The organism is Desulforamulus putei DSM 12395 (genome assembly GCF_900129195.1).
GTDB lineage: Bacteria > Bacillota > Desulfotomaculia > Desulfotomaculales > Desulfotomaculaceae > Desulfotomaculum > Desulfotomaculum putei.
Genome location: NZ_FQUY01000001.1, coordinates 94,967 through 116,314, shown reverse-complemented (window position 1 = coordinate 116,314; position 21,348 = coordinate 94,967). Strand labels below are relative to the sequence as shown.

The window sequence follows — 21,348 nt, the reverse complement described above, 5'->3', positions numbered from 1 at the left end:
TCCCGACTTAAACACTCATAGCCTGGCTGTACACAATACCTCTGCCGTTGGAACAATCCCAACTTCAAAAAAGTGTCTAATAGTCAACAGGTTTTATTCCTTTTTTTAAAATTACAACGCTTGCACATTACAGTAATAATCATTAAAGTTTTAAAGAGAGGAGGTGTAAAAATGGGAAGAAGCATTTTAATGGTTGAGAAAATAGGAGAAAAAATCAAAGAATTGAGAATAAAGAGAGGAATAAGGCAGGAAGAATTGGCAGATAGGACGGGTCACAGCCAGTCTTACATCTCCAGGCTGGAAGGCGGCTTCATCATGCCCAGCCTAAAGGCTGTAAGAGTAATAAGCAAAGCGCTGGGCGTTGATGAATCATATTTCTTCGCTAAAGACAACGTAGTGGCGCCAGATAAAATCACAACAACTCACCTGCCAGAAGAAATAAAAAACTTCCTTGTATTAGATAAGGCAGTGCCTTACCTGGAACTAGCGAAAACATTGTACGATGAAGGCCTGACAGAAAAAGAAATCGAGGCAATCAAATTAATTGTCGCAAGGCGAAAAAATAGAAAAGGAGAATGATTGTGTCGCAAAAATATTATTGTCTGTAATATTACTGTGTTTATAATTAGTTATTTAGAGACAAGGAGGTGAGAAAATCAGCAAAGTTTGCGTCCAGTTGTCGGAAGGGAAAAAAGATGCTGAATGTTTATTTAGAAAATACAACATACCATAACTGCTTGGACTGTCCATACACCGCCTAATCAGAAAAATATTAAAGGCTGGCTACATGGAAAAAGGGGTGGAATTTGCTACAGATGAAGGCACACCGCAGGGAGGATTAGGCTAAGCTTTGCATAATCCCATCTATACAAACACCGATGCTGGAAGAGAATGAATTAACCGTTCTCCCGCATCGGTATTTTAATTCCGGGAATATTTTCCGGCTGGCCGCATTAGTAATCACCCCGGTAATTTACCACTTTTTACAATGAATTAGATAGAGGAAAATATTGTTCACAGCCTTCCCTAAACCACCTCATTCTCCGGCCCAGATATCTCTAATGCTCAGTGTGGTATATTTTTACTGAGCATAATAGGTTTGGTCCATCCCTTCTTCTGGTTCCCGTTAAGCTGAGCGCATCCATTTCAGAAGTCCATTATAGCATCGGTTTTTTGAAATTAAAAGTATTATTGGTAAAAAAGGGAGATTTTGCTTATAAGTAAACAAATCTCCCTCAAAAATACTGGCTTAATTCTCTTACCAATTCAAACACAGTAGTTGCTGGCTTCATCTTTGCTTTTGAATATGTGTTCCCCATTTCTTCATGCATTTCGAGGAGTTTTTCGCTCCATTTGATTGCTTGCTCAAGATCACCCCTTATAATACGTTGGGTGTACTTTGCATTGATTTTTCTTTTAATGCCTTCAAAATAATTCGGTTCTGATTCCTTCCCTTCGCAAACAATCAGGTATCTATATGGTGGAGACGGTTTCGCCGGACTTTTTATCCTTCGCGACCTTGACCATGTAATATTCCTGACCGCATGCCCGGCAAAAGGCCAGCGGCAGCAAGATCTTCTCCCGGTCATTCGGCACAAATTGCTGGCCATCCAGGGTGATATAGCGCTTGTCCGCCGGTTCCAATGAGGCATAAACGGTATCGCCGCGGCTGATAAAGGCATGAAGCCGGAAGGCAAAGACCGGGAAACGGCTATTGGGCTTTTTGCATACATAGCCGGCCAGCAAAGTTTCCTGAATGGCCTCGCACCCCGGTTGCTTCAACAGGCCCTAAAAGTGCCGTGGCGTCAGCTTGGAACCCGACAGGTACAGCACCTTAAACTTCGCAGGATCCAGTTTCTCCGCAAATCGGCGAATGGTCGTCGTTTTCCCTGTTCCGCAGTCGCCGGTTACAACGGCAAATAACTGACACTGTGCAGCATATTCCAGTCTTCCCAGTGTTTCCTCCAGCATGACCGAGGGATATAATTGGTCTGTGGGAATATCCCGGGAGAACGGCGTATGGCACACAATCCATAGAATGACTCAAACACGGTCTTCCGCCTCCCTGGGTCATATGTCAATATGGTCATTATATCCCTCAACTTCTGGACAGGCAATCCCATCAGCTTTCGGGCTTTTCACTTCAGCGGTTACAGGAGAGAAAGATTGTTCATAAATAGACCCTTAATTTTTTTATATCTCCGCGAACTTTTGGAGCTTGATTTGTCTCTTTATAAGTGGAATAAATGAAAGGAGGTTGATCAAATGAGTTTCGATTACCATCTCTTTGTCCAAATCAACAGCCTGGCGGGTCATGTCCACCTACTGGACGTTTTCATGCTGGCATTTACCAGGTGGGGATTTCTCCTCTATGGTCTGGCCCTGGCAGCCCTGTGGTTCCAGAGGACCCGGCCCGAGCAAAGGGGCCTCCGCCGCAAAGGGGTGCTGAAAGTATGCTTTAGCGCCGCCATCGCCCTGGGGCTGAACCAACTCATTGGCCTGCTTTACTTTCGGCCCAGACCCTTTGCCACCCATGAGGTGACTCTGCTGCTGGATCGGTCCCCGGATCCCTCTTTTCCCAGTGACCATGCCACCGGGGCATCTTCGGTGAACGCCAGCATCATGAGGGTCCATAAAGGTTGGGGCATACTATTGACACCCCTATCCCTAATTATAATCTTTTCCAGGGTCTATTGCGGGACCCATTACCCCCTTGACGTTGTGGGAGGAGTTGCCACCGGTCTTTTAGGAAGTCATCTGGCCAACAAACTTTGGCCCTATATGGACGGCACAGCCGATAAAGTGATTGCCCTAGTGGAAGGTTTCACCCGTAGGTCTGCCGGGGTCTAAGGGAGGTTTACCCGTTGGTCGAAGTTTCACTTATCGAGCAGCTACAACGGGGCGATATAAAAGCCTTTGAAAAGCTGGTAGAGAGCACCCGGCAGCGGGGGTTGAATATTGCCTACGGTATTTTGCAGGACCCGCAGGATGCTGAGGAGATTCTGCAGGAGGCTTACTTACAGGTTTATCATCATATCGGGCAACTGAAGGCACCGGAAACCTTTCGAAGCTGGTTTGGCAAAATTGTCACCCACCTGGCCTTGCGGCGTGCCAAAGAAAAGGGGCGGTTTAAAACCATCCCTTTGGAAGACTTGCCTGCGGCAGGGTGCAGCATAACCGAGGGTCCGGAATACTTCCTCTTAAAAAAGGAGAAGCAGGTACACGTGGCCCAAACCCTGAAAACTCTCCCGGACGAGTACCGGGCGGCCCTGATCCTCCGGGAATGGGAGGATTATTCCTACCAGGAAATTAGCGAGGTATTGGACATCCCACTGGGAACGGTAAAGTCCCGGATTTACTGTGCCCGCAAACTGTTGTCGAAGAAATTAATCGAAGGAGGCTGCTAAAATGGTCGATGTCATGTGCTGCGAAGAAAATGTATCGGCCTACCTGGACGGGGAACTGCCCCCGGAGGAAGCCCTGGCCTTTGAACAACATCTCCGCTCCTGTGCCCGCTGCCGGGAGTCCCTAAACCAACTACAAGCTCTGTCCGGGGCTGTTCAGGCACTCCCCCGCCCGTCGGTGAACCCTTGGCTTACGGCGCAAATTATGGACCGCCTGCAGGCAAGTCAAACCGTCAGCGACCTGCCCTTAACCCGGCTGCTCCGCTCCTGGGGGCTCTTGAGCCTTCTGGCCTTTGGAGCGTTGTTTGTTCTCTTTGGCCCTGTCATACTGGGTTTTTTCTCGGTGGTGGTAAAGGATTTCTTCCTCCTTGCCTCCCTGGTGGTAAAAATCAGCCGCCAGGTGCCTCCGGGGGCCGTTAACGGCGTGACGGGTTTGGCGCTGCTGGCAGGAGCGTTGGTTGCGTTTTATGGTTTTGGACGTATTTATGCCACTTTGTCCCAGGAGGAGTTGATTTCATGAAGCAAGTCTTGATGGTTTTAGTAACGCTATTATTTTTATCGGGAACCCACGCTGCCCCTGCCCGGGCCGATGAGCCCTTTTATCACCTGAACCGAGTTGTGCAGGAAGGGCAGCGGGTGGAAAATGTTTTTCTTTATGGGGAAGACGGTATTATCGCCGGGGTGGTGGAGGATGAAGTGGTTGTCATTAACGGCAACCTGACCCTGACCAAAACCGCCCGCATCCAGGATCGGATTTTTCTTATCGGAGGGCAGTTGAACCAGGAGCCGGGGGCCGCTGTCGGCAAGGGCATCTTTCACATTAACCTGGCCAATGAAAATCTCAACAGTCTGCTGCTGGGGGCCGGGGCCTTTGTGCTGCTGGAACTGGCGAAGCTGGCCCTGGCCCTGTATGTTTTCCTGGCCAGTCTGATTTCTCTCTTTGTCCTAAAAAACCGAATGAACCGGGCCAAAGGCGCTCTACAGAGCGGCACCGTCAAAGTGGGCCTCCTGGGCTTCTTTGGTGCTCTTGGTCTGGGGCTGGTTTTCCTGGCCCTGGTGGTAACCGTCTGGGGCATCCCGTTGGCTCTTTTGCTGGGGCTTTTGCTTTTGGCCCTGCTGCCGGTGGGGCTCTCGGCTTTAAGCCTTCTCACCGGAGAGCTGCTGTTAAAAAATTTTGCCTGGGGCCAGAAGCCCCTTTACCAAGTTCTCATCGGGTCTTTGTTCTTGGTGGCCCTTTTTAATTTCCCGGTCCTGGGTGTCCTCTGGGGCATCCTGGTCCTGGTCTTTGCCCTGGGCGCGGTGGCCGCCAGTCTGCTGCCTGGGAAGGGGGATCATCATGCTTAGCCAGTGGCTGCATTACGCGGCGGAGACCTTCCTGGTTTACGGACCCTTCGGGTTATTTTTGTTGGCCTTTGCAGAATCCTCCTTTTTTCCGGTGCCGCCGGATGTCTTGCTGATCGCCATGTCCCTACAGGAGCCAAGACTGGCTCCGTGGTATGCCCTGGTGACCACCGTTGGCTCGGTCCTGGGAGGAGTCTTTGGCTATTTCATTGGCACCAAGGCTGGCCGACCCCTCTTGGACCGCTGGGTGGCCCACGAAAGGATACGGAAAATGGAGAAACTGTTCCACCGCTACGGCGGCTGGGCAGTGGCCATCGCCGGTTTTACTCCCATTCCCTACAAGGTGTTTACCATTGGTGCCGGGCTGTTCCGTATTAACAAAGGGGTGTTCCTCCTGGCTTCCCTCCTTAGCCGGGGTGCCCGCTTCTTTTTGGAGGGTTTTCTTATCTATTTCCTGGGGTCTGCGGCCAATACCCTGCTTAGCTCCTATTTGGAAATCATCACCATCTCCGTCACTGTCCTCATTCTCCTTTTGTACCTGGTTTTTCGGCATACTAAAACGGTAAACTATTTTCAAACGCTGTGGCTTTCCTTGAGGAAGAAAGTGGAAGAATTTTATAAAAAGAAAATCTCGCCCCTGGGGGCCTTTGGGAACTTTTTAGTCGTAGGTTTGGCGCTGGGTGTTGGCTTTATGCTGCTCTTTGCCAAGCTGGCAGAGGATTTGCTGGACAATGAATTAAAACTTTTTGATCAGATCGTCATTGGGATTGTGCATACCCTCCAGGGCCCCGTCATGACTACGGTGATGAAGGTCATTACCAACATAGGTTCCCCGCCGGTGATGATCGGCTTTGCACTCGTGGCGGTTGTGCTGTTGTTGGTGAAAAAACATATCTGGGACGCCACGATGGTGGGGACGGCTCTAGCAGGTAGCTGGCTCATGAACGAATTGTTAAAAGGGCTTTTTCAACGCACTCGTCCTGACGCGGCTCGTTTAGTGGAGGTAACCGGGTACAGTTTTCCCAGCGGTCACGCGATGGTATCCTTTGCTTTGTATGGTATGCTGGCCTACCTCATTTGGATTAATTTAACGTCCGGCTGCCTTAGAACGGTTTCAACCCTTGCCTTTGCCTTACTGGTAGTGGCCATCGGTATAAGCCGGATTTACCTGGGGGTCCATTACCCCAGCGATGTGCTGGCGGGTTTTGCCGCCGGAGGCTTTTGGTTGGTGGGGTGCATCCTGGGACTGCAAACCATTCGGTACTACAAAGGAAAGCAGCCTCCGCCCCGGTAACGATACTGCCGATGAAAGAAACATAAAACCAGGTGGGTACAGTTTGACGCTTACTGTTTTTTAACAGGTACTATCTCTTTTCCTATAAAAGCAAAGCTCCCGGCGGCTCAATGTTTATTACTCTACGATTAGTTTTACCTTGCTGTGGATAGTAAAACGTTAGAGAGAATTTAATCCCCTGGCCGGGTATCCAGCCAGGGGATTATCATTCTTATTCTATACCCTTAATCTCCGGAGCTTTTCTACCCTTTCCTGAATGGGCGGGTGCGTGCTGAAAAGCCTGGCTATAGACGCCCCGGCAAGAGGATTGATGATAAAGAGGTGGGAAGTTGCCGGATTAACGGCCATCGGTATCCGGTGTGCCGCTGATTCTAATTTTAACAGGGCATTGGATAATCCTTCCGTTGAGCCGGCAATCTGTGCGCCGGTGGCATCGGCCATGTATTCTCTCGAGCGGGAGATGGCCATTTGAATGATCATGGCGATAATGGGAGCCACCATGGCCATAATCAGCCCTCCGACCATGCCGCCCCCTTCTTCCTCATCATTATTTCTTCCCATCCCGAAGATAGCACCCCACTGCAGGACATTGGCTATCATGCTGATGGCCCCGGCCAGAGCGGCTGCGATGGTTCCCACCAGCACGTCCCGGTTCTTGATATGCGCCAGTTCGTGGGCCAAAACACCTTCCAGTTCCGAGGGGCTTAAGAGCTGTAAAAGACCTTCGGTGACCGCCACCGCCGAATGGGACGGATTGCGCCCGGTGGCAAAGGCGTTGGGTTGATGGGACGGTTGTATATATATCTTCGGCATGGGCAAGCCGGCCCGCTGGGACAGCTTCCTAACCATGGCATAAAGCTGCGGGGCTTCCGCTTCGGACACCGGGTAAGAACCGGTCATTTTTATGGCCAGTGTGTCACTGTAAAAGTAACCAAAGAAGTTCATGGCCATGGCGATCAGAAAGAACATAATGGCGCCGCTTTTACCGCCAATGGCATTGCCCATCAAAACAAGCAAAATTGAAAGGGTGCCCATTAAGAGCCATACTTTTAAGGTGTTCATCTCCACTCCCCCCTAAAGATGAATATATTCTCTAAAATTCATCGTCTCCAAAGTCCATGAAATCCCCCAAGCCGAAGTCAAACCCATCTTCCGAACCTTCTTCGCCAGCGCCATTGTCACCGGCTTCCTCGTTTTCGTCGCCGTCGAAGAGGCTTCCCAGCATCGCCCCGCCGAGCATACCGGCCACCATGCCGCCCATAAAGCCGCCAAAGCCGGGGCCATGGGTATGCGGTTGAACGTTATGATAACTGGGCGCCATCCGGGGGCCCTGGATGGAGACCCGGTTTAATTCATTTTCCAGGAACTCCCTTATGAAATCAGCAATCCCCTGTACGGAACCGCCGGACAACAACTCGGCAGGCAAATCCAGTTCGGCATGGTGTTCAAGACCGTTTCTCATATAGCCGCCGGTCAATTCCAATTCCATAAACAGCTTCATACTGTTGTTTTCCAAATAAAAATTAAGTTCCAGCTCCTGTAGCTGTTCGGCAAACAGGGTTGAGGGATAAAACTCAAATTGCTGCCCCAGTTTCCCGATTTTCCCCGAGCCGATTTTTTCTTTGAATCCCAGGGCTTCCAAGGCATTAAATACCATTGTCATTTCCCGGCTCGGCAGCACAACCAGCCTGTCTGTGTCGCCGGTATCCACAGCCTGGGCAATATCCATCCTGGTTGCCAGGGAATAGGACACAGATCCTTTAGAAACCGGGTAGAAAATGGGTATGGCATGCTCAAAGGGGATTTCCCTGGTTTCCCTGGCTTTGATGCGAAAATCCCGGGCTACCCTTACGGTATCCACCGTCCGGGTAAACTCTTTACCCCTGACGGTAAATTTCATGACAATGTCAACATCCAGGGCATGGATCCCCTGGTCTACATTTCCGCCCTCGATCAAGACCTTTCCTGTCAACTTCTCGCCGATCCGGCATTGTTCATTGTCCAGTACCAGATTGACCCTTGCGGCTCCCACACCAAGGCTGGCCATCAGTTTTTTAAACATGGGACACGAACACTCCTTCTTAGAAAAAATTTTCTAAATAAAAGGCACTGCTTCGTTAATATATAAAATTAACGATTGAATAACCGCCATGCTTTGCATTACTACTTGCTTGGTTATAAGAGCAGCCTGGTTGACATCCGTGCTGTTTACCAGCGGCTGCAGCTGTGCCAGCTGCCCTTCCAGCATTTTAAACTGTTCCTTTAAAAAATTAATGTCGAGGGTTCCTTGATGTTTTGTTTCTTTGGGCTGGTTCCCGCTTTCCAGAAGGTCGAGTCTTTGTTTTATCTCCTCCAGCGTATATCTCTGCTTCTTCATCCCCTCAATTAGTTTAAGGCGCCAGAGGGACTCTTCGGTATAATAACGGTAGTGACTCTCTGACCTCAGGGGCTTCAGGAGACCAAGATTTGTATAATAATCGATGGTTCTTCTGCTAACCCCGGCCAATTCCGCAATCTCCCCAATCCTGTATTTCTTTACCTCCCCAATTTAATCACCTCCCCATTATTATACATTATTACCAGTAAACTGTACAGTTTAACGTTATGCTGTTTTAGAAAATTTTTATTTAAATTTATTTAAATTTCAAAATAAAAAACCCCGGGAATACTCCCGAGTCCTGCGCGCTCATCCTTTATAATAGGTGCCGGTATTTGCTGTCTCTGACCATATGCTTTAATGCCATTTTTGTTTTCATAACCCGGTTGAATGATTTATTATCCTTATGGCTAAATTATTTTATAAAGCTAAAATTTGAAACACTGAACCCCCGGGGGAGGTCCTACACTTTGAAAGAACGAAGTGCTGCAACGTTAAAAAGGGAACGCATTCGCTTCACAACATTAGAGGAGTTTGCCCAGTACCTGGAAAACATAGGCGATGGAGAGCTGGACTTTCGTGCCATTCCCATCTTCGGCAGGCCGGAAGAGTTCCATTATAGCGGCCATGAGAAGGTTGTAGTGAGAAACAGAGACCAAAAACTCTTTGACAATGTAGAAGATTTTTTGTGTTATGCGTTCCAATGTGACGGGGAAGGTTATAGCCATACGGAATATGTTGATATTGAAGTATAAAGTAAAAAACCTTACCCTTTGTAAAATTGGGTAAGGTTTTTTTCATGCCGTTATTCCACATAAGCATATTTAAAATCAGCATAGGTTCCAAAGGAAGGCGTAATAACCCCTTTAATGTTTTCTTTTATCAATACGGGGTGGGTATAGAAGAAGATCGGCATCACCGGCATATGGTCCATCAAGATTTTTTCGGCCTTGTGCATGGCTTCCATTCTAGTCTTCTGGTCGCCGGTGGAATTGGCCTCGCTCACCAGTCTATCGTACGCTGGGTGACTCCAGCCGGTATTATTGTTGCCACCGTTGCTGACAAATAAATCGATAAATGTCATGGGGTCAAGGTAGTCCGGACTCCAGGCTGTCCGGGTAATGTCAAAGTCCTGTTGTGCTTGACGGTCCAAATAGACCTGCCACTCTACATTCTGTAAAGCCACTTCGATGCCGAGGTTTTTCTTCCACATCTGTTGAACGGCCTGGGCCACTTTGTGGATGTTTTCGTTATTATTATACAGCAGGGTTACTTTGGGGAACCCCTTCCCATCTGGATAACCGGCTTCTGCCAGAAGTTTTTTAGCTGTCTCAATGTCTTCCTTAAAAAGATCGCCGCCCTCTTGCCGGTAATCCTTTTCTTCCACACCGGCCATGCCATAGGGTACAAAGGCATAGGCAGGTTTCTGTCCCGCCTGTAAGATATATTTGACAATCTGGTTACGGTCGATGGCCATGGCCAAGGCTTTTCTTACCCTCGCGTCATTAAAGGGCTTACGGGATAAATTAAACTGGTAGTAATCGATGGAAGCATCCGGCACAATCAGCAGCTCTTTGCTTCCCTGCAAAGATTTCAGTTCCTGTACCGCCACTTCGTTTTGCATTTCCAGTTGATTGCTCCGGAACATGGTAAAACCGGTTTGCAGGGATTCAATCAGGTATATTTCCAGTCTATTTAACTTAACATTTTTCTCATCCCAGTAATAGGGGTTCTTTTCCAGGGTGATTTTCTGGTTATGTTCCCAACTGACCATCTTGAAAGGACCGTTACAGACATACTGTTTTGGATCGGTAAACCACTTGTCATTATTCTCTACATTTTTTCGGTAGACCGGGTAATAGGTCATGTAGGATGTTAAGCCCAGAAACTGGGGCGCCGGCGCCCTCAGAACCACCTGCAGCGTCTTGTCATCCAGGGCCTTCACCCCCACATCTTCTTTCTTACCCTTGCCGCTGTTATATTCTTCGGCTCCTTTAATATAAAAGAGTTGATAGGCATATTCAGAAGCCGTCTCCGGGGCCAGCGCCCTCAGCCAGCTATAAACAAAATCCCGGGCTGTTACGGGTTCCCCGTTGCTCCATTTAGCATCCCTGAGTTTAAAGGTATAAGTTAACCCGTCCTGCGAAATTTGCCAGCTCTCTGCCATGGCGGGTTGAATTTGCTGATTGGCATCATAACGTGTCAACCCGTCAAACAACTGCAACATGACAGTGGCCTCCGGAACTCCGTTGGCTTTGGCGGGGTCCAGGGTTTTGGGTTCGGCACAAATGTTGTATCTTATTACTTGCTCTTTGGCCCGTAAGGCTGAGGGTTGATTTTTTTCACCACAACCACTGATAAAGGAAAAAAGTAAGAATAAAGATACTAAAACACAAATCCTTCTCCCGGTAGACAAACTTACGCCCCCTGTTGGTTTGTAGTTATATTTCAATATTTTAACAGTAATTATACAATAATTTTACAGAAATGGGTACAATGATCCATAATGTTATGGAAAAATAAAAATAAAAAGCGTCTTACTGCTATTATGCTATCTAGCAGGAAGACGCTTTTTAAAAATGAATTACCATCTCTTCGGAGCGCCTGAAGCATAAATTAATGAAAGAAGAACAAGCACAGAATAAGGAATATAAGCAAACCAACGCATCATAAAACAATACCCCCTTATTTGGCATAATATGGTTACTCTCCCTACTAGTTATTATATCAATAACTAAAGACTTGTCCATAAAAAAACAATAAGAATTTATGACATAACTTCTATTTATTCTACATATTATAGAAAAATTTGTCATGCTTGAAGGGTTTTAGCATTTTACTAAGAATTATTTCTTAAAACACGAAAGGAAATGTAGGTCAGAGTCAGAACATGACTGTAATAAAAAAAGTCTTGACGCCGTTTATTTTATACCAAATTGTTATTGCTTTACTGGGTTTATGCTTAATTCTTAACGCCGCACCGCATTGGAGATTGGAATTTATATGGGTTTATTTCTTTTGGATTCTTTTTTGTACTGCTGCTGAGCTTAAACCAATAACAATGCCATCCAACATTCAGTTATCAGTATCCTGTGCCGTACACATCTCATCCCTAATTCTCTTTGGTTGGCCTGTGGCAGTTTTGATCGCTACAGTTGCCAACATGATAGTAGATATAAAGCGTGGTTTACAAAAAATAATTTTTAATATAAGTCAAATTGCAATAACCATTTACGTCTCCTGGCTTGTTTACGAACTATTGGTACCAGTGGCAGGTCACTTAAACTTTCGCAAAGAATATTTTCCTGCCATGCTTCTTAGCTGCCTGACATATGTCATTGTTAATTCCATACTGGTCTCTGGAATTATTTCTTTAGCCCAGGGAAAGAAATTCTACAAAGTATTAACCAGTGACATTAAACTGGAAGCTTTACATATTGTAACCCTGGTTACAGTTAGTTTGCTTATTATTGTCTGTTATACAGTGGAACCGCTGTCCATAGTATTTGTTATTTTACCGCTGTCTATGGCTCACTTCAATTTTGAGAACTACATCAAATTAAGGATGGCTATCAAAACTACCATTGAAGTCCTTGCTGATATCATTGATAAAAGGGATTCCTATACTGCCGAACATTCTTACAGGGTAGCAAAATATTGCGAACTAATAGCAGAAGAATTACAACTTCCTCCCGATAAAATTGAAACCCTCGTTACTGCCGCCAGGGTTCATGATCTTGGAAAAATCTCTATACCGGATTCAATATTATTAAAAAACGGGCCCTTAACCTCAGAGGAAAGAGAGGTAATAAAGAGCCATTCACAGGTGGGTTACAATATCGTCAATAACCTGCGTTTTTATAAATCCGGTGCAAAACTGGTTCTGTTTCATCATGAAAGGTACGATGGCAGAGGTTACCCACAGGGTTTAAAGGGAGAGAACATCCCACTTGGAGCAAGAATATTGGCCGTTGCGGACTCCTATGACGCAATGACATCAAATCGTCCGTACAGAAAAGCAATGACCACTGATCAAGCCATCAACGAATTAATCAATCATGCAGGGGCCCAGTTTGACCCTGTGGTTGTACAAGCCTTTATCAATATCCTAAAACGGGAAAAGGAGAAAGAGTTAATCTCCGGGAGGTAAGCCATGATTTTTGTGTTAATCGTATTTATTACCATCATTCTTGCATTAATGACCGGCGGAACCTTGCAAAACCTTAAACAAATAAATATTCGCCATTCATGGCTTCCTGTGGTTGCAGTAACAATAAAATTAGTAACTCATACCCCTCTCCGGTATACGTTTGGCATCTCTGATAACCTGGCTTTTTATCTTTATATTATCTCACTGGTTTTAATTGCCCTTTTTTTATTACTGAACTTTCGCCTGCGCGGTTTTGGCCTGGTTGCCACAGGATTCATTTGTAATGCCCTAGCAATTGGCTTTAACGGCGGGTATATGCCGGTCAAGCGTGAATATCTGCATATTGTTGCCACGGCGGAAGATCTGGAAAAAATTAACCAGGGTTTACCTGCCTTTAACTATGTCCTTACCGGACCTGACACAAAATTTTATTACCTGTGTGATATATTCCGCATGCCCGACTGGGTTCTGGTGACCAGAGTTTTCAGCATCGGTGATATCATATTAACCGTTGGCGGCTGTATATTTGTCTGGCATTACCTAAAATCCACCCATTTTCCGAATCATAAGATTACAAGATATACAATTACCCGCTAAATGGAACACAGGTTAACATATCCGACGGTGATTGGGCCAGGTTTTACACGAGAAAAAAAAAGAGGATTAACGGAAAAAGACCAGATCGCACGCAGATAAGCGACCTGGTCTTTTTATGTTCGGTGTACAAAAGCCCTGATGTATTGTGATCCTGGTCATTTTTCCTTTTACCTTTTTTAAAAACCTAATATTTCTTTTCTTTTCAGCAATAATAGATGTAAGACGATTTAAAGAGGTGACAATCATGGAGCAACCAACCCGGATGGTAGTATTGTTGTCCCTTTTATTGTTTTCCTTTACTTTCATAACCGGCTGTCCCGGACAAGAAGCTCAGCAAAAACCCGAAACCGGTAATAAAGTAAAAATCGGAGTCAGTCTGGCCTCCATGGAATTTGACGGCAACCAGAGCATCAAAAAATTCATGCAAGAGAGGAGTAAAAAGGATAAAGTTCAACTCGTCTTTACCGATGCCAAAATGGATCCCGGCCAACAGGAAAAGGATGTTGACAAGTTAATAAAACAAAAGGTAAAGGCTATTATCTTGCAGACCGTTGACCCCCGGGAAGGGGCAAAGCTGGTGGACAAAATTATGCAAGCCAAAATTAAAGTGGTGGGGTTAGAAACGCTTCCTTTTAACGCGCCTCTGGACGGTTATGTGGCCGCCGATCATGTCAGGGCCGGTGAATTAGAAGGACGGTTTGTTTTGAACCAAATGAACGGTCAGGGCCAGGGCAACCAGGGTGGCGGCCAGCAACAGGGTGGCCAGGGCGGGCAGCAGCAAGGCGGTCAAGGGCAGGGCAGTCAGGGCAGTGGTCAGCAGCAGAGCGGTCAAGGCCAGCAAGGTGGACAACAGAACCAGCAACAAAGTCCAGCGGCTAAAAATAACGTAAAAGTTTTAATCCTTAAGGGTGATCCCCATGATACGGTATCCCAATTAATTGCCACCGCCGCCAAGGACGTGCTGCAGCAAAGTAAAAACATTGCAGAGATTAAAGTCATTGAGCATCCCAAAGGGGACCCGGAAATGGCTCGAATGACAGTTATGAACACTCTTAAAAGCGGTGCTGTGGACGCCATCCTGGCCACAGACGGCCCGATGGCAAACGCAGCAGTTTCGGTTCTCAGAAGTGAAGGGTTGGAGAAACGCGTTATCACGGTGGGGGTAGGAGCGGATCACAAAAATTCCCAGTCCCTTGCGGCCGGTCAGCACGATGCAGAAGTAGATATCATGCCCGAACTGCTGGCGAATTTCGCCTTGGAGGCAGCCCTGGACCTGGCCAACAAAGGCACCTGGAACAATGATACCCGCGTACAAAACGGCAATTTCGATATCCCTGCCAAAATTATTCCGGTGCGTTTGATTGACAAGAGTCAGGTCCACTTATTGGAAGCTCGCTGGGGTAAACTGAAAGAAGAGGAACAGCAGAAACAACAGCAGGGACAGCAGGACAACCAGCAGCAAGGTTCTGCGGGAGAACAATCTGCGGAAGGTCAATCCCAGGAAGGCTCCGGCCAGGGTGGCCAGGGGCAGCAAGGGAAGAAAACCAAGTTAAGAATCGTCACCCAGGAAGGTAAGGTCATGGAAGTGGAAGTGGAGGGTGAAATTCAAAAGATTGAACAGGCCGACGACAGTGAAAAACAGGGCGGTCAACAGGGCCAGCAGGGCGGCGGTCAGTAACTGTGCCCACAGCAGATTTGATAGGAACCGGCTCCCCGGAGCCGGTTCCTTTTGTTCGCCCCAACCCCCTTCGTATTAGTAAAAATTGGCCAGCTCTTTCTTTAAAATATTGTATTTCTCATCGTTTCTCGTCACAAAGGTAATTCTTTTAACGGACTTTAAATGAGGCATCATTTCTTTAAGGGTTGTTAAAATTACCTGAACGGCTTCTTTAAAGGGGTAACCAAAAGCCCCCGTGGATATAACCGGAAAGGCTATGGATACCACCTTGTGCTGTTCTGCCAGCTTGAGGGCATTCCGGTAACAATCAGCCAGCAATTGATCGGCCGGTTCGTCTTTGCCATATACCGGCCCGAGACAATGGATCACATAGCGGTTGGGGAGGTTGCAGCCGCTGGTTATGACAGCCTGTCCGGGCTTAATGGGCGCCAGCGGCCGGCACTCTTCCACCAGTCCCGGCCCGGCCGCCGCATGAATAAAACCGGCCACCCCTCCTCCCGGTCTCAACCAGGCATTGGCGGCATTAACCACCGCATCATACCCCTTCTGGGCGGCAATGTCCCCCTTTACACAGTCCACGGTAATACCGGACAATGTCTTTTTCAATTTGATTAACCCCTCCCGAAACTTTTTATACTTGATGGTCAACCATCTCCTTGCACCTGCAGGATGACACGCCGCTCCCTAGGACCGTCAAATTCCGCCAGGTAGATGCCCTGCCATGTGCCCAGCAGTAATTTTCCCTGGTGAATGATAATCCTTTGCGAACTTCCCATGAGACTGGCCATCATGTGAGCGGCTGTATTCCCTTCCCGGTGTCTGTAAGGGCCTTCCCGGGGGACCAGTTGCCGAATAATTTCCTTAATATCCTCTATCACATCCGGATCTGCATTCTCGTTAAGGGTTACTGCAGCTGTGGTATGGGGGATAAATATTAGCACGGAGCCTTCCCTGACGCCCGTTTCAGCCACCGCTTGAGAAACAGGACCGGAAATATCAATGAACGCCAGCCGGTTATTGGTTTTTACTCTTAACTCTTTGAGGAAAATCATCCGCCGGTCACCTCAACAGCTTATATTATATAATATACGGTACTTCTTCATTCTTTTGGATAACCCTTCTCCTATGCCTTGGAAGATATTTAAAAAATAATTGATATATTTGTAAAATCATAGCAGATCATACCAAACCCCCTGCGCACTTCACTGTACAGGGGGGTTGGGTAAGTCTATTGCAATGCTTTCTCTAAAATCTGGTTCATGCGGTGGACCATTGCCCTGGGGTCGACAATTAAACCTGCGGAAATTAAGGCATTGTCAAATAATTGTTCAGCCGCCAACCTGGCGAAGGAATCGTCCTTCCGGCTTAACTCGCATAAGCGCTTGATAACCGGGTGAGAGGTATTGATCTCCAACACCTTCGGGCCGATGGCATTGATGTCCTTATTCATCACCTGCATCATTCTCTGTAAGCTGCCGGTCAGGTGATCGGGATTCAGTACGATGGCCGGGCTGGTGGAAAGACGCCTGGACTCTCTTACTTCAGTGACCTTATCACCAAGCACTTCCTTCAACCACCGGGTCAGTTCTTCCACCTGCTCCGGGTTCAGGGCATCACCGTCAGGCTTCCGGGTCCCCGGCAATTCCAGTGCGGCCTGGTCGATGGATACCAATTTTTTCCCTTCAAACTCTCCTAACTGGCTCAGGATATAGTCCTCCACCGGTTCGTGGGTAAACAACACTTCTATATCCTGATCCTGGAATACTTCCAGGTAAGGGCTGGATTCAATGACTTCTTTGGTGGGCCCGTTAATAAAGTAAATATCCTTTTGCCCTTCCTTCATTCTTTCGACATAGTCCTTCAGGGAGACCAGTTCCCCCTCGCCGGATCGGGAGGAGGAAAATCTCAACAGGCCTACCAATTCTTTGCGGTGGGTAAAGTCAGTTGCCGCCCCTTCCTTGATAAACATCCCGAAATTTTTCCAGAATTCCTTGTATTTTTCAGGCTCGGATTTGGCCTGCTCCTGCAGGAATTTAAGGAAACGTGAGGTAATCACTTTACGCAGCTTGGCCATGAGAGCGCTGTCCTGCATGGTTTCCCGGGAAATGTTCAGCGGCAGTTCTTCGCTGTCCACCACACCCTTGACAAAACGCAGCCATTCGGGCAGGATGTCTTTGGACTGCTGCTGGATTAACACCTTTCTGCAGTACAAGTTAACACCGGGTTCCAGCCTGCCAAAACCAAAGCGCTCAAAGTTGTCTTTGGGCACAAACAGCAGGGCATTAATGGTCAGGGGCGCATCTGCGGAAAAATGCAGCCGGAGCAGCGGCTCGTCATAGGCATTGGCCAGGTATTTGTAGAACTCGTTATACTCTTCTTCTGTAACTTCATTTTTGTTTTTGGTCCAAATGGCCTGAACGGTATTCACCTTGTCGCCGTTTAATAAGATGGGAAACGGCACAAAACCGGAGTACTGTTTAATGATTCTTTTAACCGTAGCTTCCCGAGCAAACTCCCGAGCATCTTCTTTCAAATACAGCGTTATTTTGGTTCCCCGGCGCAGCCCCTCTGCTTCAGCAATGGTATAACTGCCGGTCCCTTCCGAAGACCAGAGGCAGCCGGCGGCCCCCGGCTGATAGGAACGGGTTTCCACTGTCACCTTGTCTGCGACCATAAAGGCAGAATAAAACCCTACACCGAACCGGCCAATCAGGTTAACATCTTTCTTGTCTCCCTCGGCCAAGTATTTGAGAAAGGCCCTGGAGCCGGAGTGGGCAATGGTGCCCAGGTTTGTCACCAACTCGTCCCGGGTCATACCGATACCGGTATCCGAGATCTTCAAGGTATGATTTTTCTCATCCAACTCAATGGATATTTCCAGGGGAAGATCCCCATCCACAATTTCTTGGCTGGTTAATTTTTGGTAGCGGAGTTTTTCCAGTGCGTCGGCGGCGTTTGAAATTAACTCCCGCAGGAAAATTTCCCGATCAGTATAAAGGGAATGAATGACAATATCCAGCAACTGCTTCACTTCGGCTTGAAATTCGAACCTTTCATCCTTCACTTGCCCTGTCATTTCTTTACCTACCTCCTGCACTGATAAGTGGTGAAATGTTCCCATTAAATAATATAGATGTGTGAATTTTCCTTGTCAACTTTGCTACCTTCCTGCCACAACAAAAGGGACGGTCTCCCATCCCCCTCATTCGGCACTGTTAAGTTTCTCGTAGGTATCGGTCCAAACGAACTGGTACAGTTAATTATATGGATTTTTTTAAATAAAATATAGATATTCCAGTCTTTTTCATAGACAACCTTTTTCCCTTTTGTTATAATTTTATTGAACTAAATAATGTCCTCGACGTGTTGTGCCAAGATATTTTTGTTTCTTTTTGGCACAAGGATTTTAAGCTAACGGGGGGGGTAGCTTTTTTTTGGGCTACCCTCCTTTCTTTTTTGCCCAAAAACAGGAGGTGAAGCACCTTGTAATCATAGTTCCCAGCCAATTTATGCAGTATTTTTGAAAGGAGTGTACAATATGGATAATCAATTTATTCTGGCCTCAATCATTTTTGTTATAACCTATGCCTTCATTGTATCGGAAAAACTGCCGCGCACCGTGGTGGCCCTGGCCGGGGCAGTGCTGGTGCTCTTCACCGGCATCGTAACGCAGGAAAAGGCCATTCACTATATTGACTGGAATACCATTGGCCTGCTGGTGGGCATGATGATTATCGTGTCCATTACCAGAAGAACCGGCGTCTTTGAATACCTGGCAGTGAAGTCTGCAGTGGCCGCAAAGGGAGACCCCTTAAAACTGCTGGTTTTGCTGGCAACCATCACAGCAGCGGCCTCTGCCTTGCTGGATAATGTGACAGCTGTGCTGCTGATTGTTCCGGTTACCTTTTCCATTTGCCGCCAGCTGCAGGTAAATGTCGTTCCCTTTTTAATCACTGAAATCATGGCCAGTAACATCGGGGGAACGGCCACATTGATCGGTGACCCGCCGAACATCATGATCAGCGGCCCGGCCGGTTTGTCCTTCATGGATTTTATTTATAATCTGACCCCCGTGGCAATTGTCATTTTCATTGTCACCATTGCCATTTTGCGCTTCATTTATCGTAAAGATCTGCAGGCGGACCCCAAGCGGATGGCTGAAATCACCGCCCTTAACCCGGAAGAAGAAATTAAAGATGCGAAGCTTCTAAAGAAGTCTCTTATAGCGCTGTCTTTAACCATCGCCGGTTTTGCCCTGCACAGCGTCATTCACATGCCAACGGCTACCATCGCCCTGGGCGGCGCAGTTTTGCTGCTACTCATGACCAGGGAGGAGCCTGAGCACGTTTTAGAGACTGTGGAGTGGCCCACCATTTTCTTCTTTGTCGGTTTGTTTATCGTTGTGGGCGGGCTGGAAGAGTCCGGTGTCATTCACTGGATTGCCGAATCCGCATTGCATATAACAGGCGGGGAAATTCTTTCCACCGGTTTACTGATTCTATGGCTTTCCGCCCTTGCCTCCGCCTTTGTGGATAACATCCCCTTTGTGGCCACCATGATTCCTTTGCTGCAGCAAATGGGCCAGATGGGCGGCATCAGCAACCTGGATCCCCTCTGGTGGTCTCTGGCCCTGGGGGCCTGCCTGGGTGGCAACGGTTCTCTGGTGGGGGCTGCCGCCAATGTCATTGTGGCCGGGATGGCTGAAAAAAGGGGAACACCCTTAAGCTTTCTTGGCTTTATGAAAGTGGCTTTCCCCTTAATGATTTTGTCCATTGTCATAAGTACGGTCTACCTGCTGCTGTTTTATTTGAGATAACATACAAGGAGTCGGGGCTGCCCCCGGCTCTTTGTGTTACCTTGACTTTCTTGCTCAAGTCATTGAAAAAAGATCACCATTTGCTAAATTAGTCAAAGTAAGCTGACTGTGGTAACCATTACAGAATGTTTTTAAGGGTCAGGGCTTCCTTTTCCGGCAGGTGCAAAATCATTAAATTTAATTCAGACAGTTGCGCCAAGGACTGCACTTTATCCTTTGATGCAATATATTCTTTCACCTTGGCCAGGGAAAATTCAATATTGTCTATCTCCTGATGATCCAAAACCACAGGCCACCATTTGCCGGTTCGCTGCCAGTTTTTCTCCAGGACCTCAATATGCCGGTTGGCCTGCTGCCAGTGGGACCGTTTTATCTCCTCGCTGACCTGCCGGACATTAGCGGATAACTCTTGGGCGGCGGTTTCCAAAGAATGATTTATCCATAGCCCCAGCGCCACCACCAGGACGATCATGATGAACAAAGCCGAAAATAACCTCATAGGACCCCCTCTTTAAAAAATATTTTAGCTGTTTAAACTGTCCGGGTTTTTAGCTGGTAAAAAAGATTGCCCTCGGTATCCAGGCTAGCCAACAAAACCTGCTTGAAGTCAGAAACGCCAAATTTATGCAACTCCTTTTTCAACCATTCCCTGGTAAGGTTAATTTTGTTTAAATTATTATCAAATACATACCCGTCAATAATCAGTGTCATGGGAATCCCTTCATATTTGGTCGGAATATTAAGGTCTGCCGGGTTCACCGGCCTTTTCTGGGATTTAGGTACAACACTGATTTCCCCGCTGGTTTCCAGGATGGCAAACTCTACATCGGCAATGTTGGGAAAATTTTTGGCCCGGAGCTGTTCCAGCAGGTCATTAATGTTGTATCTTAACCTTTTAAGTTCTGGCTCCACTATTTTACCGTTTTCCACCAGTACGCTGGGAGTCCCGCAAACCACGCCCCGCAGCCGCTCGCTTTTCAAAGAAAGAAAAGAAATGGTCACTTCAACAAAGAGCAGCGTAAGAATGGGAATAATTCCGCTGATCAGGGGAATTCCGATGTCTTCCATGGGAACGGCAGCCAGGTCCGCAATCATAACGATAATGACCAACTCGTAGGGCTGAAGCTTGCCGATCTGCCGCTTCCCCATCAACCGTAAGGCAACCACCACCAGGGTAAATAAAATTAATGTTCTTATTAATGTTAGGATCATTTATAAACTCACCCCATACCACAGTATGACTTCAATTATTTCACGATAAATCCATATTATGCATAACATTTCAAGCGAATACCGGCTCCGGCTTTTAGTTAAATTCTCTTTTTAAGTATGAGTAAAAAAGGTACTTGGAGGACATGATAGTTTTGAAATTGATTGTTAAATACCCGGAGGAGGTAAAAACAAATGACTGTTGCTTCCCAAGTTAAACAAACCCTGGCAGGACTAAAGGCCGCCCAATCCAGCTTTGAAACCTTTGCCCTGCAGACCCAAAACCAGCAAGCTAAAGATCTGTATACTCAGGCCGCTCAGCAGACCCAAGCCATCATTGACAGCCTGGAACCCAGAATTAAACAAATGGAAAAAGAAGAACCCCAATATCAAGGTTTCTAAAAACAAGAACCGGGTCATCTGATCCCGGTTCTTGTATATAAGCGCCTATAACTAAGCAAAATAAGCCACGAGAGGTGATC

Annotated in this window: 23 protein-coding genes; 12 read left to right on the top strand and 11 right to left on the bottom strand. The window is 47.1% G+C overall.

The window, feature by feature from the left end; all coding sequences use genetic code 11:
• Nucleotides 1-171: 171 nt before the first annotated feature.
• Nucleotides 172-579: a helix-turn-helix domain-containing protein gene (locus BUB67_RS00500; RefSeq protein ID WP_073234033.1), complete on the top strand. Its 408-nt coding sequence runs from the start codon at nucleotides 172-174 to the stop codon at nucleotides 577-579.
• 894 nt (nucleotides 580-1,473) lie between these two features.
• Here BUB67_RS00500 and BUB67_RS00495 read toward each other — a convergent pair.
• Together BUB67_RS00495 and BUB67_RS00490 are read right to left on the bottom strand one after the other, a co-directional pair.
• Nucleotides 1,474-1,782 (bottom strand): hypothetical protein, encoded by a 309-nt coding sequence (locus BUB67_RS00495; protein WP_073234031.1) that lies wholly within the window; start codon nucleotides 1,780-1,782, stop codon nucleotides 1,474-1,476.
• Nucleotides 1,783-1,788: 6 nt separating this feature from the next.
• The gene (locus BUB67_RS00490) at nucleotides 1,789-2,028 is read right to left on the bottom strand and encodes an ATP-binding protein (RefSeq protein ID WP_238456897.1); all 240 of its coding nucleotides are present in this window, start codon (nucleotides 2,026-2,028) and stop codon (nucleotides 1,789-1,791) included.
• A 237-nt stretch (nucleotides 2,029-2,265) separates the two neighbouring features.
• On the opposite strand from BUB67_RS00490, the gene BUB67_RS00485 reads away from it, so the two are divergent.
• From BUB67_RS00485 to BUB67_RS15935, 5 genes are read left to right on the top strand one after another with little or no spacing between them, the layout of a single operon-like run.
• Nucleotides 2,266-2,850: a phosphatase PAP2 family protein gene (locus BUB67_RS00485; RefSeq protein WP_073234029.1), complete on the top strand. Its 585-nt coding sequence runs from the start codon at nucleotides 2,266-2,268 to the stop codon at nucleotides 2,848-2,850.
• Between the two features lie 14 nt (nucleotides 2,851-2,864).
• Nucleotides 2,865-3,407, top strand: coding sequence for an RNA polymerase sigma factor (locus BUB67_RS00480; protein WP_073234027.1), 543 nt, complete (start codon nucleotides 2,865-2,867; stop codon nucleotides 3,405-3,407).
• 1 nt (nucleotide 3,408) lies between these two features.
• Nucleotides 3,409-3,924, top strand: a complete 516-nt coding sequence (locus tag BUB67_RS00475) for an anti-sigma factor family protein (protein ID WP_073234025.1) — start codon at nucleotides 3,409-3,411, stop codon at nucleotides 3,922-3,924.
• The gene (locus BUB67_RS00470) at nucleotides 3,921-4,748 is read left to right on the top strand and encodes a hypothetical protein (protein ID WP_073234023.1); all 828 of its coding nucleotides are present in this window, start codon (nucleotides 3,921-3,923) and stop codon (nucleotides 4,746-4,748) included. Before BUB67_RS00475 ends, BUB67_RS00470 begins: the two co-directional genes overlap by 4 nt.
• On the top strand, nucleotides 4,741-6,039 hold the full coding sequence (locus BUB67_RS15935) for a phosphatase PAP2 family protein (RefSeq protein ID WP_084127602.1): 1,299 nt from the start codon (nucleotides 4,741-4,743) through the stop codon (nucleotides 6,037-6,039). Before BUB67_RS00470 ends, BUB67_RS15935 begins: the two co-directional genes overlap by 8 nt.
• A 216-nt stretch (nucleotides 6,040-6,255) precedes the next feature.
• Here the strand turns inward: BUB67_RS15935 and BUB67_RS00455 are convergent, their stop codons facing one another.
• From BUB67_RS00455 to BUB67_RS17105, 3 genes are read right to left on the bottom strand one after another with little or no spacing between them, the layout of a single operon-like run.
• Nucleotides 6,256-7,101, bottom strand: a complete 846-nt coding sequence (locus BUB67_RS00455) for a zinc metalloprotease HtpX (RefSeq protein ID WP_073234021.1) — start codon at nucleotides 7,099-7,101, stop codon at nucleotides 6,256-6,258.
• Nucleotides 7,102-7,132: 31 nt separating this feature from the next.
• On the bottom strand, nucleotides 7,133-8,101 hold the full coding sequence (locus BUB67_RS00450) for a sporulation protein (protein ID WP_073234019.1): 969 nt from the start codon (nucleotides 8,099-8,101) through the stop codon (nucleotides 7,133-7,135).
• Between the two features lie 33 nt (nucleotides 8,102-8,134).
• A complete protein-coding gene (locus BUB67_RS17105) occupies nucleotides 8,135-8,545 on the bottom strand; it encodes a MerR family transcriptional regulator (RefSeq protein WP_274377209.1) in 411 nt (136 codons plus the stop codon).
• 341 nt (nucleotides 8,546-8,886) lie between these two features.
• Here BUB67_RS17105 and BUB67_RS00440 point away from each other — a divergent pair, with 341 nt between their 5' ends.
• Nucleotides 8,887-9,171, top strand: coding sequence for a hypothetical protein (locus tag BUB67_RS00440; protein WP_143156975.1), 285 nt, complete (start codon nucleotides 8,887-8,889; stop codon nucleotides 9,169-9,171).
• 50 nt (nucleotides 9,172-9,221) lie between these two features.
• Here BUB67_RS00440 and BUB67_RS00435 read toward each other — a convergent pair whose 3' ends face one another.
• Nucleotides 9,222-10,832, bottom strand: a complete 1,611-nt coding sequence (locus BUB67_RS00435; RefSeq protein ID WP_073234015.1) for a peptide ABC transporter substrate-binding protein — start codon at nucleotides 10,830-10,832, stop codon at nucleotides 9,222-9,224.
• Between the two features lie 474 nt (nucleotides 10,833-11,306).
• Between BUB67_RS00435 and BUB67_RS00430 the strand changes: the two genes are divergently transcribed.
• The 3 genes from BUB67_RS00430 to BUB67_RS00420 all read left to right on the top strand — a co-directional run bounded on the left by BUB67_RS00430 (nucleotide 11,307) and on the right by BUB67_RS00420 (nucleotide 14,841).
• Nucleotides 11,307-12,566, top strand: a complete 1,260-nt coding sequence (locus BUB67_RS00430) for an HD-GYP domain-containing protein (RefSeq protein WP_073234013.1) — start codon at nucleotides 11,307-11,309, stop codon at nucleotides 12,564-12,566.
• A 3-nt stretch (nucleotides 12,567-12,569) separates the two neighbouring features.
• Nucleotides 12,570-13,163: a DUF5317 domain-containing protein gene (locus BUB67_RS00425; protein WP_073234010.1), complete on the top strand. Its 594-nt coding sequence runs from the start codon at nucleotides 12,570-12,572 to the stop codon at nucleotides 13,161-13,163.
• A 244-nt stretch (nucleotides 13,164-13,407) separates the two neighbouring features.
• Nucleotides 13,408-14,841, top strand: coding sequence for a substrate-binding domain-containing protein (locus BUB67_RS00420; protein ID WP_073234007.1), 1,434 nt, complete (start codon nucleotides 13,408-13,410; stop codon nucleotides 14,839-14,841).
• A gap of 75 nt (nucleotides 14,842-14,916) precedes the next feature.
• Here the strand turns inward: BUB67_RS00420 and BUB67_RS00415 are convergent, their stop codons facing one another.
• The 3 genes from BUB67_RS00415 to htpG all read right to left on the bottom strand — a co-directional run bounded on the left by BUB67_RS00415 (nucleotide 14,917) and on the right by htpG (nucleotide 17,917).
• On the bottom strand, nucleotides 14,917-15,447 hold the full coding sequence (locus tag BUB67_RS00415) for a macro domain-containing protein (RefSeq protein ID WP_073235025.1): 531 nt from the start codon (nucleotides 15,445-15,447) through the stop codon (nucleotides 14,917-14,919).
• A 38-nt stretch (nucleotides 15,448-15,485) separates the two neighbouring features.
• On the bottom strand, nucleotides 15,486-15,893 hold the full coding sequence (locus tag BUB67_RS00410) for a secondary thiamine-phosphate synthase enzyme YjbQ (protein ID WP_073234004.1): 408 nt from the start codon (nucleotides 15,891-15,893) through the stop codon (nucleotides 15,486-15,488).
• Between the two features lie 176 nt (nucleotides 15,894-16,069).
• Nucleotides 16,070-17,917: a molecular chaperone HtpG gene (gene htpG, locus BUB67_RS00405; protein ID WP_073234001.1), complete on the bottom strand. Its 1,848-nt coding sequence runs from the start codon at nucleotides 17,915-17,917 to the stop codon at nucleotides 16,070-16,072.
• A gap of 462 nt (nucleotides 17,918-18,379) precedes the next feature.
• Between htpG and BUB67_RS00400 the strand changes: the two genes are divergently transcribed.
• Nucleotides 18,380-19,657 carry an ArsB/NhaD family transporter gene (locus BUB67_RS00400; protein WP_073233999.1) on the top strand — a complete coding sequence of 426 codons (1,278 nt, stop codon included), beginning with the start codon at nucleotides 18,380-18,382 and terminating at the stop codon, nucleotides 19,655-19,657.
• A gap of 118 nt (nucleotides 19,658-19,775) precedes the next feature.
• On the opposite strand, the gene BUB67_RS00395 is transcribed toward BUB67_RS00400, so the two are convergent.
• Both BUB67_RS00395 and BUB67_RS00390 read right to left on the bottom strand, forming a co-directional pair.
• Nucleotides 19,776-20,156, bottom strand: a complete 381-nt coding sequence (locus tag BUB67_RS00395; RefSeq protein ID WP_073233996.1) for a DUF4363 family protein — start codon at nucleotides 20,154-20,156, stop codon at nucleotides 19,776-19,778.
• Between the two features lie 32 nt (nucleotides 20,157-20,188).
• Nucleotides 20,189-20,869: a DUF421 domain-containing protein gene (locus tag BUB67_RS00390; RefSeq protein ID WP_073233993.1), complete on the bottom strand. Its 681-nt coding sequence runs from the start codon at nucleotides 20,867-20,869 to the stop codon at nucleotides 20,189-20,191.
• A 192-nt stretch (nucleotides 20,870-21,061) separates the two neighbouring features.
• Between BUB67_RS00390 and BUB67_RS00385 the strand changes: the two genes are divergently transcribed.
• On the top strand, nucleotides 21,062-21,268 hold the full coding sequence (locus tag BUB67_RS00385) for a DUF1657 domain-containing protein (RefSeq protein WP_073233990.1): 207 nt from the start codon (nucleotides 21,062-21,064) through the stop codon (nucleotides 21,266-21,268).
• Nucleotides 21,269-21,348 lie beyond the last annotated feature (80 nt).